Origin of the sequence: Belnapia arida (genome assembly GCF_016773205.1) — a bacterium.
Taxonomy (GTDB): domain Bacteria; phylum Pseudomonadota; class Alphaproteobacteria; order Acetobacterales; family Acetobacteraceae; genus Belnapia; species Belnapia arida.
In genome coordinates, this window is record NZ_JAETWB010000001.1 from 1,329,190 (window position 1) to 1,344,328 (window position 15,139).

At 68.0% G+C, this 15,139-nt stretch carries 15 protein-coding genes; 10 read left to right on the forward strand and 5 right to left on the reverse strand.

Annotation, left to right across the window (positions count from 1 at the left end; all coding sequences use genetic code 11):
* Window positions 1–7: 7 nt before the first annotated feature.
* Both JMJ56_RS06545 and JMJ56_RS06550 read left to right on the forward strand, forming a co-directional pair.
* A complete protein-coding gene (locus tag JMJ56_RS06545) occupies window positions 8–1,006 on the forward strand; it encodes a TRAP transporter substrate-binding protein (RefSeq protein ID WP_202830747.1) in 999 nt (332 codons plus the stop codon).
* Between the two features lie 44 nt (window positions 1,007–1,050).
* Window positions 1,051–1,788, forward strand: a complete 738-nt coding sequence (locus tag JMJ56_RS06550; protein ID WP_202830748.1) for an SDR family NAD(P)-dependent oxidoreductase — start codon at window positions 1,051–1,053, stop codon at window positions 1,786–1,788.
* Here JMJ56_RS06550 and JMJ56_RS06555 read toward each other — a convergent pair whose 3' ends face one another.
* Window positions 1,789–2,538 (reverse strand): tyrosine-protein phosphatase, encoded by a 750-nt coding sequence (locus JMJ56_RS06555; RefSeq protein WP_202830749.1) that lies wholly within the window; start codon window positions 2,536–2,538, stop codon window positions 1,789–1,791.
* Between the two features lie 199 nt (window positions 2,539–2,737).
* Between JMJ56_RS06555 and JMJ56_RS06560 the strand changes: the two genes are divergently transcribed.
* From JMJ56_RS06560 to JMJ56_RS06580, 5 genes are all read left to right on the forward strand, one after another.
* Window positions 2,738–3,529 carry an SDR family NAD(P)-dependent oxidoreductase gene (locus tag JMJ56_RS06560; RefSeq protein WP_202830750.1) on the forward strand — a complete coding sequence of 264 codons (792 nt, stop codon included), beginning with the start codon at window positions 2,738–2,740 and terminating at the stop codon, window positions 3,527–3,529.
* A gap of 413 nt (window positions 3,530–3,942) precedes the next feature.
* A complete protein-coding gene (locus JMJ56_RS06565) occupies window positions 3,943–5,880 on the forward strand; it encodes a PrkA family serine protein kinase (RefSeq protein WP_456318782.1) in 1,938 nt (645 codons plus the stop codon).
* Between the two features lie 30 nt (window positions 5,881–5,910).
* Window positions 5,911–7,215 (forward strand): YeaH/YhbH family protein, encoded by a 1,305-nt coding sequence (locus JMJ56_RS06570; protein WP_202830752.1) that lies wholly within the window; start codon window positions 5,911–5,913, stop codon window positions 7,213–7,215.
* Window positions 7,212–8,747 (forward strand): SpoVR family protein, encoded by a 1,536-nt coding sequence (locus JMJ56_RS06575; protein ID WP_202830753.1) that lies wholly within the window; start codon window positions 7,212–7,214, stop codon window positions 8,745–8,747. Before JMJ56_RS06570 ends, JMJ56_RS06575 begins: the two co-directional genes overlap by 4 nt.
* A 59-nt stretch (window positions 8,748–8,806) precedes the next feature.
* A complete protein-coding gene (locus tag JMJ56_RS06580; protein ID WP_202830754.1) occupies window positions 8,807–9,238 on the forward strand; it encodes a DoxX family protein in 432 nt (143 codons plus the stop codon).
* A 228-nt stretch (window positions 9,239–9,466) separates the two neighbouring features.
* Here the strand turns inward: JMJ56_RS06580 and JMJ56_RS06585 are convergent, their stop codons facing one another.
* Window positions 9,467–10,510 (reverse strand): serine hydrolase domain-containing protein, encoded by a 1,044-nt coding sequence (locus JMJ56_RS06585; protein ID WP_202830755.1) that lies wholly within the window; start codon window positions 10,508–10,510, stop codon window positions 9,467–9,469.
* A gap of 121 nt (window positions 10,511–10,631) precedes the next feature.
* Here JMJ56_RS06585 and JMJ56_RS06590 point away from each other — a divergent pair, with 121 nt between their 5' ends.
* Window positions 10,632–11,549, forward strand: a complete 918-nt coding sequence (locus JMJ56_RS06590) for an FkbM family methyltransferase (protein ID WP_202830756.1) — start codon at window positions 10,632–10,634, stop codon at window positions 11,547–11,549.
* A 17-nt stretch (window positions 11,550–11,566) separates the two neighbouring features.
* On the opposite strand, the gene minE is transcribed toward JMJ56_RS06590, so the two are convergent.
* Genes minE through minC form a run of 3 tightly spaced genes read right to left on the reverse strand, consistent with a single transcriptional unit; the run spans window position 11,567 to window position 13,464 of the window.
* On the reverse strand, window positions 11,567–11,857 hold the full coding sequence (gene minE, locus JMJ56_RS06595; RefSeq protein ID WP_202830757.1) for a cell division topological specificity factor MinE: 291 nt from the start codon (window positions 11,855–11,857) through the stop codon (window positions 11,567–11,569).
* A complete protein-coding gene (minD, locus tag JMJ56_RS06600) occupies window positions 11,857–12,678 on the reverse strand; it encodes a septum site-determining protein MinD (RefSeq protein WP_043364100.1) in 822 nt (273 codons plus the stop codon). The genes minE and minD overlap by 1 nt, the downstream gene beginning before the upstream one ends.
* Window positions 12,679–12,711: 33 nt before the next feature.
* Complete coding sequence (gene minC, locus JMJ56_RS06605; RefSeq protein WP_236037432.1) at window positions 12,712–13,464, reverse strand: septum site-determining protein MinC; 753 nt, start codon at window positions 13,462–13,464, stop codon at window positions 12,712–12,714.
* A 203-nt stretch (window positions 13,465–13,667) separates the two neighbouring features.
* Here minC and JMJ56_RS06610 point away from each other — a divergent pair, with 203 nt between their 5' ends.
* Together JMJ56_RS06610 and JMJ56_RS06615 are read left to right on the forward strand one after the other, a co-directional pair.
* Window positions 13,668–14,117, forward strand: a complete 450-nt coding sequence (locus JMJ56_RS06610) for an acyl-CoA thioesterase (RefSeq protein ID WP_202830759.1) — start codon at window positions 13,668–13,670, stop codon at window positions 14,115–14,117.
* 12 nt (window positions 14,118–14,129) lie between these two features.
* The gene (locus JMJ56_RS06615) at window positions 14,130–15,107 is read left to right on the forward strand and encodes a D-2-hydroxyacid dehydrogenase family protein (protein WP_202830760.1); all 978 of its coding nucleotides are present in this window, start codon (window positions 14,130–14,132) and stop codon (window positions 15,105–15,107) included.
* The last annotated feature ends 32 nt before the right edge of the window (window positions 15,108–15,139 follow it).

The following is a 15,139-nucleotide window of genomic DNA, read 5'->3' on the forward strand; positions in this document are numbered from 1 at the left end:
CGTCGTCATGAATCGCCTGTTCAGCGCGCTCGCGGGCGCAGCGCTTGGCCTGTTCGCGTCATCGGCCCTGGTTCCACCCGCCCTGGCGCAGACGCGCTGGGTGATGGCGACACCCTATGCGGAGGCGAATTTCCACACGCGTAACGTCCGCGCCTTCCTGGCCGATATCGAGCAGGCGACGGGCGGGCGGCTGGCCGTGCAGGCGCACCACAACGGGACGCTGCTGGCGATGCCGCAGATCAAGCGCGGGGTGCAGACCGGGCAGGTGCAGCTCGGCGAGATCCTGCTCTCGGCCTATGGCAACGAGGACCCGTTCTTCGAGGTGGATAGCGTGCCCTTCCTCGCCGATACCGTCGAGGCGGCGGGTGCGCTGCACCGGGCGACGGAGCCCTATATCCGGGCGCGCTTCGAGCGGCAGGGGCTGACCCTGCTCTACATGGTCAACTGGACCGGGCAGGGTTTCTATACGCGGGAGCCGCTGCAATCCGTCGAGGCGCTGAAGGGGACGCGGATGCGGGCCTTCAACAACCTGACCTTCCGCTTCGCCGAGCTGCTGGGGGCGCAGCCCGTCACCGTGCAGGTGCCGGAGATCCCGCAGGCCTTTGCCACCAACGTGGTCAATGTGCTCTTCACCTCGGCGCAGACGGGGGTGGATGCGAGCGCCTGGGACTTCGCGCGCCACTTCACCGATGTGGGCGGGATGCGGCCGCGGAATGCGGTCTTCGCCAATAGCCGGGCGCTGGCCACGCTCGATGCGGCGCAGCGGGCGGCGGTGATGGAGGCGGCGAAGCGGGCGGAGGCACGCGGGGCCGGGTATACGCGGGAGGCGGAGGTGGAGATGATGGGCAAGCTCCGCAGCCATGACGTGCAGGTGGCCGCGGTGGCGCCGGCGATGCAGGCGCAGCTTCGGGCCATCGGCGAGGTGCAGACGCGGGAATGGCTCGGCCGCGCTGGGAGCGAGGGCGGGCAGATGTTGGAGCGGTATCGCGCCCTACTCAGCCGGTGAGTCGGGCCGCATAGTGCGGCGCAGCATCGGTGGAGGATCGGGCGATGGTGGCATTGGTGACGGGTGCGCAGCAGGGAATCGGGCGGGCCTGTGCCCTCGCCCTTGCGGCGGCGGGGCATGATGTCGCCATCAACTGGCTCGATGACCGGGCGGCGGCGGAGGCCGTCGCAGAGGGTGTGCGGGCAGCGGAGCGCAAGGCCGCCCTCGTGCAGGGAGATGTCGGCGCGGGGGCCAGGGCCTGCGCGGCGCTGGTCGAGGCCGCCTCGGCGGCGCTCGGGACGGTCGAGGTGCTGGTCAACAATGCGGGGATCTTTCCGCGGGCCGAGTTCCTCGAAATGGAGGAAGGCCAGTGGGATCAGGTCTTCGCCGTCAACCTGAAGGGCAGCGTGTTCTGTGCGCAGGCGGCGGCAAGGGGGATGGTGGCGGCGGGCGTGAAGGGGTGCATCGTCAACCTCGCCTCCTCCGCCGTGCGGGGAACGCCGGTCGGGGTGCATTACAGCGCGACGAAGAACGGCGTCGTGGGCATCACCCGGTCGATGGCGCTGGCGCTGGCGTCGCATGGCATCCGGGTGAATGCGATTGCGCCGGGGCTGACCGATACGGCGCAGCCGCGCCATGGCAACAGCGACGAGGAAGTGCGGGCGATGGGGGCGGCGCTGCCGCTCGGGCGGCTGGGGCGGCCGGAGGATATCGCCGACATGGCCGTCTTCCTGGCCTCGCCCGGAGCGGGGTGGATCACCGGGCAGGTCTATCACGTCAATGGCGGCGGCTACATGCCGTGATCATTCCAGCAGCAGGTTGCGGAGGCGCTCCAGGCGCGAAGCGGTGAGGCCGAGGCCGCGCTCCAGCAGCAGCGGCATCGCGCCGCCATGGGCCTCCACGGCGGCGTCGAGGGCGGCTTCCAGCAGTTCGGGATGGGTGGCGTAGAGCGCATCCGCGAGGGGCTTGGGCGTGCCGGGGGGCAGCGCCAAATCGCGGCGCCAGATGCGGTCGGTGGCGCGGTAGTCCTCCATCACCGTGTCGCGGCTGGCGCCGAGGGCGGTGAGGATCAGCGCGGCGGCGAGGCCGGTGCGGTCCTTGCCGGCGGAGCAGTGGAAGAGCAGCGCGTGTCGCTCCGGCTCCAGCAGCAGGTCGAAGAGGCCGCGATAGGCGCCGATGAAGCGGGTGCCGTAGTCGAGATAGGCGCGACGGAGGAGGTCGACCACATCCTCTCCCGTCGACAACTCGCGCTGCATGAGGTCGGCGAGCGAGGCGCCGACCGTCGGCTCGATGGGGAGGTGGATGCGCTCGGCACCCGTTGGCAGGCGGGAGGGGCGGTGGGCGGCTTCCTCGATGCCGCGGAGGTCGCAGACGGTGCGCAGGCCGAGGCTGGCGATGGTGTCCACGTCGCGCTCAGTGAGGTGGGCAAGGGTGGCGGAGCGGTAGAGGTGGCCGAGGCGGAGGCGGCGGCCATCGGCCATCTGCCAGCCGCCGAGGTCGCGCAGGTTGGAGGCGCCGTCGAGGGGGATGGAGATGGGGAGGTCTTCGGTCATCGGGGGTTCCTCGGCAGCGTTGGGAATGGTTGTAGCAGGTTTCGAATGGGGCCTTGCCCCTCCCCAGCGAGAGGCCCTGCGGCCTTTGGTGGGGAGTTCGAGGGAATTGGAGGCATTGCCTCCCATGTCGCTTCAAGGGCGGTTGACGCCAGGCGAAAGCGGCAGGGACACTCGCCTTCAACAACCAGGAGGAACGCCCATGCCCGGATCATCACTGTTCGACCTCAGCGGCAAGGTCGCCATCGTCACCGGCGGGTCGCGCGGCATCGGCCGGGCCATCGCCGAGCGGATGGCGGAGCACGGGGCGAAGGTGGTCGTCTCCTCCCGCAAGCTCGATGCCTGCCAGGTCGTGGTTGACGGCATCACGGCCAAGGGGGGCGAAGCGGTCGCCATGGCCTGCAACATCGGGCGGAAGCCGGAGCTGCAAGCGCTGGCGGACGAGACCATCGCCCGTTGGGGTGGCGTCGACATCCTGGTCTGCAATGCGGCGATCAACCCGCATTTCGGGCCGGCGATGGGCATTCCCGACGAGGTCTTCGACAAGATGATGGCGACCAACATCAAGTCGAACATGTGGCTGTCGCATATGTGCATCCCGAGCATGGAGGCGCGGGGCGGGGGCGCGATCGTCATCATCTCCTCGATCGGGGGATACCGGGGCTCGGTCAATCTCGGCGCCTATGCGATCACCAAGGCGGCGGACCTGCAGCTGGCGCGGAACCTGGCCTGCGAATGGGGACCGAAGAACATCCGGGTGAATTGCATCGCACCTGGCCTGGTCAGGACCGACTTCGCCCGGGCGCTGTGGGAGGACCCGGCGAACTACAAGAAGCGGACGCGGGACACGCCGCTGAAGCGGATCGGCGAGCCGGACGAGATCGCGGGGGCGGCGGTCTTTCTCGCCTCGCCCGCGGGGAGCTTCATGACCGGGCAGAGCATGATCATCGATGGCGGGGTGACCTGCGGGTCTCCGGCAAACGCGGAAGACTAGCGGTTGGCGCGGGGATTGCTAGGTCAGGCCTGGCGGTCCCCGCGGCGGGAGGCACCGTGCCGGGTTGCCTTGACTGGCGTAGCGCGACTCAGTTTCGAAATGTTGCCGCTGCCTGCGAGAGCTTGATGAATCGTGGCTTCATACCATGGGCACCATGTCATGAAGTGTCACAGACACCATTGCCCATGGCGATTTGCCGCAGCCGCGACGAGCGCCGCCTTTGACTTGGCGGAGCCCTCTGGCAATGGTCCCGGGAGGGGCTAACCCCTGCCCTCCCCTTCCCGTGATTTGCAGTCTACAGGGGCGCGGTGCGCCGCAGCAATAAAAGTTTACCGCAATCGGCTGGCCCATTCCGCACACTGTCTGCGTTGCCATCTAACTGGCAGCGCTTGCAGGGGCGGCCGATGAACAGCATGCAGGACATCTTCGCCGATTATGCCCGGGGTTATGAGTCCCGGCGCGAAACAGACATGTCCATTTCGGAATATCTGGAAGGCTGCCGGAAGGATCCGGGTTACTACGCCAGTGCCCCCGAACGTATCCTCAAGGCAATCGGCGAGCCGACCGTGGTGGATACCGCGAAGGACGTGCGGCTCGGGCGAATCTTCCTGAACCGGACCATCCGCGTCTATCCCGCCTTCTCCGAATTCTACGGCATGGAAGAGACGATCGAGCGGATCGTCGGCTTCTTCCGCCATGCTGCCCAGGGGTTGGAGGAGCGAAAGCAGATCCTCTACCTGCTGGGGCCGGTGGGCGGTGGCAAATCCTCGCTCGCCGAACGGTTGAAGGCGCTGATGGAGCAGGAGCCCATCTACGTGCTGAAGGCCGGCGACGAGATGAGCCCGGTCTTCGAAAGCCCGCTTGGCCTCTTCGACCCGGAGCGGATGGGGCCGATGCTGGAGGACCGCTATGGCATTCCCCGCAGGCGCCTGACGGGGCTGATGAGCCCCTGGGCACTGAAGCGGCTGGATGCCTTCGGCGGCGACATCTCGCAGTTCCGGGTGGTGAAGGTCAGGCCGTCGCGGCTGCGGCAGATCGCCATCGCCAAGACCGAGCCGGGCGATGAGAACAACCAGGACATCTCCTCGCTGGTCGGCAAGGTGGACATCCGCAAGCTCGAGATGTTCGGGCAGAACGATCCTGATGCCTATAGCTTCTCGGGCGGGCTGAACCGGGCGAACCAGGGCGTCCTGGAGTTCGTCGAGATGTTCAAGGCGCCGATCAAGATGCTCCACCCGCTGCTGACCGCGACGCAGGAGGGGAATTACATCGGCACCGAGAATATCGGCGCCCTCCCCTTCCAGGGCATCATTCTGGCCCACAGCAACGAGTCAGAGTGGCAGAGCTTCAAGAACAACAAGAACAACGAAGCCTTCATCGACCGCATCTACGTCATCAAGGTGCCCTACTGCCTTCGGGTCACCGAGGAGCAGAAGATCTACGATAAGCTGGTCTCCTCCTCGGAGCTGTCGGCCGCGCCATGCGCCCCGGCGACCTTGGAGATGCTGGCGCGGTTCACGGTGCTTTCGCGGCTGAAGAAGCACGAGAATTCCAACGTCTACGCCAAGATGCGGGTCTACGACGGCGAGTCGCTCAAGGAGACCGACCCGCGGGCGAAGAACCTGCAGGAGTACCGGGACGCGGCCGGGCCCGACGAGGGTATGGAGGGGGCCTCGACCCGCTTCGCCTTCAAGGTGCTGGCAGCGGCCTTCAATTACGACACGACCGAGATCGCGGCCGACCCCGTCCACCTGATGTACGTGCTGGAGCAGACCATCCGGCGCGAGCAGCTGCCGGACGAGACGGAGAAGCGCTACCTCGAGTTCATCAAGGGTGAGCTTGCGCCGCGCTACGCGGAGTTCATCGGCAACGAGATCCAGAAGGCTTATCTCGAGTCGTACAACGACTACGGCCAGAACCTCTTCGACCGCTACGTCGCCTATGCCGACGCCTGGGTCGAGGACATGGACTTCAAGGACCCCGACACCGGCCAGATGATGAACCGGGAGCTGCTGAACCAGGAGCTCACCAAGATCGAGAAGCCGGCCGGCATCGCCAACCCCAAGGATTTCCGTAACGAGGTGGTGAAGTTTGCCCTACGCGCCCGGGCCAACCGGGGCGGGCGCAACCCCTCTTGGACCTCCTACGAAAAGATCCGCGAGGTGATCGAGCGGCGCATGTTCAGCCAGGTGGAAGACCTGTTGCCGGTGATCTCCTTCGGCTCAAAGAAGGATGGCGAGAGCGAGAAGAAGCACGGGGAGTTCGTGCAACGCATGGTCTCCCGGGGTTATACCGAAAGACAGGTCCGCCGGCTTGTTGAGTGGTACATGCGTGTGAAGCAGGCCGGCTGACCCAGAACTGGACCGCGAGGCGCCTGCTCGATGCAGATCCTGGATCGCCGCCTGAACCCAAGCGGCCGTAGCCTGCCCAACCGCCAGCGCTTCCTGCGCCGGGCGAAATCCCTGGTGCAGGAGGCGGTGCGGGACGCCTCGGCGAAGCGGGATATCCGCAGCGCCGATGAGGGGGGGGAGGTCTCGATCCCCCTCCATGGCATCCGCGAGCCGAGCTTCCACCATGGCTCCGGCGGCAGCCGCGACCATGTGCTGCCGGGCAATAAGGAGTACCGCGAGGGCGACGAGATCCAGCGGCCGCCGAGCGGCGGCGGCGGCGGTGGCTCCGAGGGTTCGCCTGAGGGCGGGGGAGAGGATGCCTTCCGCTTCGTGCTTACGCGGGAGGAGTTCCTGTCGCTCTTCCTCGACGACCTGGAACTGCCCGACCTCGCCAAGCGAAGGCTGGTCGAAGGGGCGGATCCGGCCTGGCACCGGGCGGGCTACTCGGTGGCGGGGACGCCCTCGAACCTGTCGCTGGCCCGGACCATGCGGAACAGCCTGTCGCGTCGCATTGCGCTGAAGCGGCCGAAGCCCGAGGCGGTGGCGGCGCTGGAGGCGGAGATCGCCGCGCTGGAGGGGCAGCCGGGCAGCGAGGAGCAGGTCGCCAAGCTGAAGGCGGAACTGGCGATCCAGCTCAGGCGCAGCCAGCGCATCCCCTGGATCGACCCGATCGACGTGCGGTACCGGCGGTTCGAGCCTGTCCCGCGCCCGGTGGCCCGCGCCGTCATGTTCTGCCTGATGGACGTCTCGGGCAGCATGACCGAGGACATGAAGGACCTCGCCAAGCGCTTCTACACGCTGCTCTATATCTTCCTGCAGCGGCGCTACAAGCATGTGGACATCGTCTTCATCCGCCACACGCATGAGGCGGCGGAGGTGGACGAGCAGACCTTCTTCCACAGCCGGGAGACTGGTGGCACGCTGGTCTCGACCGCGCTTGAGGAGATGCGGAAGGTGGTGGCGGACCGCTACCCGCCGACCGACTGGAACATCTACGCGGCGCAGGCCTCGGATGGCGATAATGCCGCGGGCGACAGCCAGCGGACGGCCCGCCTGCTGATCGACGAGGTTCTGCCGGCCTGCCAGTACTATGCCTATATCGAGGTCGGGCGCGACGGCGAGCATGGCATGCCGGGCTTCCCGCGGGGCCCTACAGACCTTTGGCGGACCTACGAGCAGTTGGTCAGCGCCGGCGCGCCGATGGCGATGAAGAAGGTGCGCAACCGGCGGGACATCTTCCCCGTCTTCCGCGAGCTCTTCGCCAAGCGCGGTTTGCTGGAGGAGGCCAAGGCATGAACGCGCCCGTATCGACGCCCGGCCTGCTCTACGAGGGGGCGGACTGGGACTTTTCCACCCTCATGCGCATCCACGATGCCTGCGAGGAGGTGGCAGTCCGCGATCTCGGGCTCGACTTCTACCCGAACCGGATCGAGATCATCAGTGCCGAGCAGATGCTGGATGCCTATGCCAGCACGGGCCTGCCGCTGTTCTACAGGCATTGGTCCTTCGGCAAGCAATTCGCCCAGCACGAGGCGCTGTACCGCAAGGGGCTGCGCGGCCTCGCCTATGAGATCGTCATCAACTCCGATCCCTGCCTCTCCTACGTGATGGAGGAGAACACCGCGACCCTGCAGGCGCTGGTGATCGCGCATGCGGCTTTCGGGCATAACCACTTCTTCAAGAACAACCGCATCTTCCGCGAGTGGACGGATGCCAAGGGGATTCTCGATTACCTCGAATTCGCCAAGGGCTACATCGCGGAGTGCGAGGACAGGTACGGTGAGATCGCGGTCGAGCGGGTGCTCGACTCGGCGCATGCGCTGATGAATTACGGCGTGCACCGGCATCACCGGCGAACCATCGACCTGCGCTCCGAGGAGCAGCGGGTGCGTGAGCGCCGGGCGCATGACGAGCGCATGTACAACGTGCTGTGGAGCACGCTGCCGGAGCGGGCCAGCCATGCGATCGGCGCCGACGAGGTGGAGAAGCGGCGGGCGATGCTTCAGCTGCCGCAGGAGAATGTCCTCTACTTCCTCGAGAAGTCGGCACCTCGGCTCGCGGCCTGGCAGCGCGAGGTCATCCGCATCGTGCGCAACGTGGCGCAGTATTTCCACCCGCAGCGCCAGACCAAGATGATGAACGAGGGGTGCGCGACCTATGTGCACCACCGCATCCTCAACACGCTGCACCGCGAGGGGCAGCTGAGCGACGGGGCGCTGCTGGAGGCGCTGCATTCGCATACCAGCGTCATCATGCAGCCGGATTTCGACGACCCGCGCTACTCCGGGATCAACCCTTATGCGCTCGGCTTCGCCATGATGGAGGATATCGAGCGGATCTGCCGCGAGCCGACGGAGGAGGACCGGGTGTGGTTCCCCGATTTCGCCGGCAGCGGAGACCCGATGCCGACCTTGCGCTACGGCTGGTCCGAGTTCCGCGACGAGAGCTTCATCCTGCAATTCCTCAGCCCGCACCTGATGCGGAAGATGAAGTTCTTCCACCTGAAGGACGATGCGGCGCAGCCGGTGCTACGGGTCGATGCCATGCATGACGAGCGCGGCTACCGACGGCTGCGGCGGGCGCTGGCGAAGCAGTACGACCCGGCCTGGATGGACCCCGACATCCAGGTGGTGGATGTGGACCTCGCCGGCGACCGGCGGCTGATCCTGGAACACCGGGTGCAGGACGGGCGGCTGCTGGAGGAGCAGGAGGCGCGGCAGGTGCTCCGGCACCTGGCGAGTCTCTGGAGCTACGATGTGCTGCTGCGTGAGATCGACCCTGCGACGGGGGCGAGCCTCAGGGAGCACGCAGTCTCGCCGCCGCGGTAGGCGCTTGTGGCGGGTGCAGGGGTGCCGGTAGCGTCGCCGTCCCTGCATCGGAGTCTTCCATGTCCGCTTATACAAGCCCTGGCGTTGCCCGGAGCGGCGACCTCGACGTCGTCCTGCTGGTCGCTCGCATTGCAATGGTCGTGCTGTTTCCGATCAGCGCCTATTTCAAGATCATCGGCTGGCCCGGCATCGTCACGACGCTGACGCAGCAGGGAGCGCCGTTGCCTTATCTCGGCGGGGTGCTGGCGGTGCTGGCGGAGACGCTGCTGCCGCTGCTCATCATCCTCGGCCTGTGGACACGCTGGGCGGCGTTCGGTCTGATCCTCTATACGCTCGGGACCAGCGCCATCGCGCACCGGTTCTGGGAGTTCGAAGGGCCGGCGCAGATGGGCCAGATCTTCAGCTTCTTCAAGAACCTGGCGATGTGCGGCGGCTTGCTGATGCTCGCCTGGATCGGGCCGGGGCAGTATGCGGTGCAGCCGAGGCCCTGAGCGGATGGTGCGGCTCCGGGCCGTATCAGCCCGGGGTCTGCACGGGTTCACCGGCTGGCACCAAGCCCTGGTGGTAATCACTGCAGGTGGAGCAACCCGCCCGCCCAGAGTCTGTGGGCCTCCTCCCAGTCCACATGACCGGGGCGGTGGTGGCTAAGACAGGAGCCGACCTGGACTCGAGGGGCCCATCGGCCCTTGTGAGGCGGGTTCAGGAGGAGCGGGCCCCCCTCAACCCAATGCGGCCAGCGTCGCCGCCATGAAGCCGTCGAGCTTCGTCTGATCGACCCAACGCAGCACTGCGGTGATTCCTGCCTCCGGGTCGACCCAGGTGACGTTGCCGCCGGCGCCGGAGAAGCACCAGCTGCGCGCGCTGGCGGAAGGCCAGCGGGTGCGGCCGGTGTTCAGCCACCAGAGCAGGCCGTAATGCGGATTGAGGGCGCAGGGCATGGTACATTGGGCGACCCAGCCTTCGGGCAGCAGCCGGCGGCCTTCCCGGATGCCGTCCTGGAGGGTGAGCTGGCCGATCAGCGCCTGGTCCTCGGCATGGATGAACACGCCACCGCCCCAATGGCCGCCGCCGGAGACGCTCTGGACGCGGCGGCCCTCGACCTCGACCCAGGACGTCTCGTAGCCGAGCCAGCGCCACTCCTGCGAAGCGCCGATGGGGCGCATGATGCGCTCAGCGAAGATCTCCGGCAGGGGGCGGCGGAAGACGCGGAGCAGGGCAAGGGAGAGGCGGTTCACCCGGACGTCGTTGTATTCCCAGTATTCGCCAGGTTTGTTGAGCGGGCGGAGGATGCCCTTCCGCCCCTGCCCTTCCACACCGAGGTTGCGGCCGCGATCGATGAGGTCGGACTTGCCGAAGAGCGTGCCCTCCCATTCGGAAGTGTTGGTCAACAGGTGGCGCCAGGTGATGGGAGCATTCTGCGGGCCGTCGAAGCCGCCATCATCGACCAGATCGCGGACCGGTGCGTCGAGGTCGGGGATGAGGCCGTCGGCCTGGGCAAGGCCGGCGAGCAGGGCGAGGTAGGATTTCGCCACCGAGAAGGTCATGTCGACGCGGCTGGTGTCGCCCCATTCGGCGACGCGGCGGCCGTGATGGAGGATCAGCCCGTTGGGGGCACCGCGGGACGCGACGGGGCCGATGATGGCGTTGTCCGGCGGCGGCTCGAAGAACCCCGCTTCGAGATGGGCGCGGATGTCCCGCGGCCAGGGGGACTCGTGCGACAGGGCGAAGTCGACGGCGGGGGCGAAGGCAGGAAGGGTTGGCATGCGGTGAAGGTATCACGCCCTGCCGGATAGGGCGCCAGGGGGCCGGAGACGCGTTCCCACGGCGGCGTGATCTCCTGTACATGGCCCTGCGTCGCGCGAGGCGCGCCACCGGAGATTACGCATGCCGCAGGGCCAGGCCGCCGCCGCACCGAACTCCACCCTCGTCCGAGTCGCGGAATGGCTGAGGCCGCGGCGGCGGCTGGTGCCCGTGGCGCGGCTGGCAGGGCGGGCGGGGCCGGCGGAGGCGGCGGTTCGTGCCCTCGCCCAGGCAGTGCCGATGGCGGGCGAGACGCTGCTCTGCCGCACGCTCGGGCGGCACAAGATGCTGGTCGATGCAGGCGACTTCACCCATGCGCCGCACCTCGCCATGGACGGGTTCTGGGAGTGGTGGACGACGCGCTTCCTGGCGGAGCGATTGAAGCCGGGGCAGGTCTTCGTCGATGGCGGGGCCTGCTACGGTTATTTCAGCCTGCTGGCGGCGGAGCTGGTTGGGCCGGCGGGAAAGGTCCTCGCCTTCGAGCCGCATCCGCGCTCGGCGGGGCTGCTGCGCCGGAACCTGGCGCTCAATGGCCTGGAAGGCCGGGCGCAGGTGGAGGAGGTGGCGCTGGCCGGGGCGAATGCGGGCCAAGTGATGCGCTTCGCCCTGCCTGAGGGCAGCCCGATGAACGCGCATCTGCTGCCGGAGGATCTGGCGGGCAGCGGGAGCGGGCTTGGCACGATGTGCGGCCCGGGAATGGCGTTGGTGCCGACGCGGCCGCTCGACGGTCATGACGGGGTGAAGCCGGATGTGGTGAAGCTCGACCTCTGCGGGGCGGAGGAGGCGGCCTTCGACGGCATGCAGGGGGTGATCGAGGCCAATCCTGCGGTGCAGGTGCTGCTCTGCTTCAACCCGGTGCGGTCGGCGGCGCCGGCGGATTTCCTGGCGCGGCTGGCGGGGCAGTTCCGGCTGCGGCGCTTGACGGCGCAGGGCGAGGCGCAGGACTGCACGCCCGCCGAGGCGATGGGCGGGGGGGATGTGATGCTCTACCTGGCGCGCTAGCTGCGCCAAGTCCGTTGTCAGCTCGCGGCGGCCTGGCGGCCGGGGGACGGCGCGGGCAGCTCGATCTCGATGGCCAGCGTCGACATGTCGCCGCCGCGGTCGAGGTCGAGCTTCACCTTGCCCGGGTCGATCGCCACGTAGCGGGCGACGACTGCCACAAGCTCCTGCTGGAGCCTCGGCAGGAAATCCTCCCGCGTGCGGCCGATGCGCTCATGGGCGAGCACGATCTGCAGGCGTTCCTTGGCGGCGGAGGCGCTGGGAGGCGCCTCCTCCTTGCGGGCGGCGCGGAAATAATCGAGCCAGCTCATCACGCAGCCCTCCCCCCGAACAGGCGCCTGAACAGGCCGGGCTTCTTGTCAGGCTCCAGGAAGCGGTGCGGCAGGTCCTCGCCGAGGAAGCGGCCGACCGCATCCTTGTAGGCCTGGCCGGCGACGCTCTCGGTATCCATGATGACCGGCGTACCGGTGTTGGACGCCTTCAGCACGCTCTCGTTCTCGGGGACGACGCCCAGCAGGGGGATGGCGAGGATTTCCCGCACGTCCTCGAGCTTCAGCATCTCGCCGCGCTCGACCCGGTTCGGGTCGTAGCGGGTGACGAGGAGGTGCTCCTTGACCTTGTCCTTTTTCTCCTCGGCGCGCTTCGACTTGGATTGCAGCACGCCGAGGATGCGGTCGCTGTCGCGGACCGAGGAGACTTCCGGGTTGGTGACGACGATGGCCTGGTCGGCGAAGTAGAGGGCGAGGAGGGCGCCCTTCTCGATGCCGGCGGGGCTGTCGCAGAGGATGTAGTCGAAGTCGGCCGAGAGCTCCTCGATGATGGTCGAGACGCCCTCGCGGGTCAGCGCGTCCTTGTCGCGGGTCTGGCTGGCGGGGAGGATCGCCAGCGTATCGACGCGCTTGTCGCGGATCAGCGCCTGGTTGAGGCGTGCCTCGCCCTGGATGACGTTGACGATGTCGAAGACCACGCGCCGCTCGACGCCCATGATGAGGTCGAGGTTGCGCAGGCCAACGTCGAAATCGATCACCACCGTCTTCTTGCCCCGCTGCGCGAGGCCGGTGGCGAAGGCGGCGCTGGTCGTGGTCTTGCCGACGCCTCCCTTGCCGGAGGTGACAACGATCACTTGCGCCATGGACGCATCCCCCTCATCCCCATAGTCATCCCATCACCCGAGCGGCGCGAACCGCATCTCCTCGCCCTCGAGCCGCACCTGCGTCGGCTTGCCGATGGGCGCGTCGGTGAGCCCCTCGCGCACCGCGTAGAAGCCGGCGATGGCAACGAGCTCCGGGTCGAAATTCAGCGCGAAGATCCGCGCCGTCGCATCGTCCGCGGCGCCGGCGACGGCGCGGCCGCGGAGTGCTCCGTATACATGTATGTTGCCGTCGGCAATGATCTCCGCACCGGGATTGACGGTCGCGGTGACGATGAGGTCGGCGCCCTGGGCGTAGATTCGCTGGCCTGAGCGGACCGGCTCGGTGACCAGCATGGCGGCGCGGCCGGAGCCGGAAAAATCGGGGCGCGGGGCGGCTTCGACCGCAGCTGGCGGCGTGGCGGCGACCTCGGGCGGCGGGGCGGCAGGCTCGGCATCGACGCCGCCGACGGCGCGGAGGGGGGGGAGGCCGGCGGATTGCGCGGCCTGTTTCATCGCCTGGCTGCCGCCGGAGGTGCCGATGGGCACAATCTCCAACTTGTGCAGCCCCTCGACGAGGCCGCGGAAATTCACCTCCTCCGGCGCCGCCTCGAGATCGGCGAGGCCGATGACGATGGGGGCGAAGCGGAGGAAGCCTGGCGCGCGGCGGAACTGGTCCCCGAGCGCGGGCAGCACGGCTTCCGGCCGCGGGTCCAGCAGGCGCAGGACGAGCAGGTTGAAATTGCCGGCCCGGAGGCGGAAGGCTTCTGGAAGCGTCTGGCTGCTCAAGGCGCTCTTGGACCTGGCTGCGGCGTGGAGGTTGCGGTTCCTCACGTCTATAGCGGCGCGGCGGCGAGGGGCGAAGCCCGAATACGCCGAAGCATCACGGATTGGCGCGGCGGCTGGCCGGTTCATAATGCCGGGGCAATCCGGGAGCGTGACGTGCCGCCTTCTGTCCTCACCGAAACCTGCCGACTCGACGGGGTCACGGCATGAGCCGGCCGCCCATCGGCACCCGCGCGGACTACCGCTGGTTCACCGCCATCCCGACCCGCTGGATGGACAACGATGTCTATGGCCATGTGAACAACGTCACCTACTACAGCTGGGTCGATACGGCGGTGGCGCAGTTCCTGATCGAACAGGGCGTGCTCGACCTGAAGGCCAGTAGCGAGGTCGGGCTGGTGGTGGATACCGGCTGCCGCTACTTCGCGCCGGTCGCCTTCCCCGATTCCGTGACCTGCGGGGTGCGGTGCGGGCGGCTCGGGACCAGCTCCATCCGCTACGAGGTCGGCATCTTCCGCAATGCGGAGGAGCGGGCGAGCGCCGAGGCGCATTTCGTCCATGTCTATGTGGCACGGGCCGAGCAGGGGCGGAGCGTGCCCCTCCCCGCCCGGCTGCGCGAGGCGGCGACGCGGCTGCTGCTGCCGCCGAACAGATAAGGGAGAGTACCGATGCCTGGATTGAGCCGCCTGGCCATCCTCGATGACTACCAGGGGGTGGCGCTGACGCGCGGCCCCTGGGACCGGCTGCCCGAGGCGCTGACGATCGAGGTGTTCCGGGATACCGTCACCGACATGGAGGCGCTGGTGGCGCGGCTCCTGCCCTTCGACGCCATCCTCATCATGCGGGAGCGCACGCCCTTCCCGCGGGCGCTGCTGGAGCGCCTGCCGAATCTGCGCCTGCTGGTCACCACCGGGGCGCGGAACCGAAGCGTCGACCTGGAGGCGGCGGCCGAGCGGGGGGTGATGGTCTGCGGGACGCCGAGTTTCGGGCATCCGACCGTCGACCTGACCTGGGGGCTGATCCTCTCGCTCATGCGGCGCATCCCGGAGCAGCAGGCCTCGCTGCGTGCGGGCGGGTGGCAGATCGCACCCGGGGGGAGCATCGGCTCGACGCTCGAGGGGAAGGTGCTCGGGGTGATGGGGCTCGGCAATCTCGGCAGCCGGGTTGCCAAGGTGGGGCAGGCCTTCGGGATGGAGGTGATCGCCTGGAGCCAGAACCTCACGGCCGAGAAGGCGGCGGCGGCGGGAGCGAGGCTGGTCGAGAAGCAGCGGCTGATGGAGGAGGCGGATGTGGTGAGCCTTCATCTCATCCTCTCCGAGCGGTCGCGGGGAATCGTGGGGACGGAGGAGCTGGGGCGGATGAAGCGCTCCGCCTTCATCGTCAATACCAGCCGGGGGCCGCTCATCGAGCAGGAGGCGCTGGTCGCCGCGCTGACCGAAGGGCGGATCGCCGGCGCCGGGATCGATGTCTTCGATCGGGAGCCGCTGCCACCCGGGCATCCGCTGCTGGCGGCGCCGAACACGGTGCTCACCCCGCATCTTGGCTACGTCACCGAGGAGAATTACGCGCAATACTTCCTGGGCGCCGTCGAGGCGGTGGAGGCCTTCCTGGCGGGGCGGCCGATCCGGGAGCTGCGCACAGGCTGAACAGGTTGCCGCTTTCGGTGGCAACCCGGGTC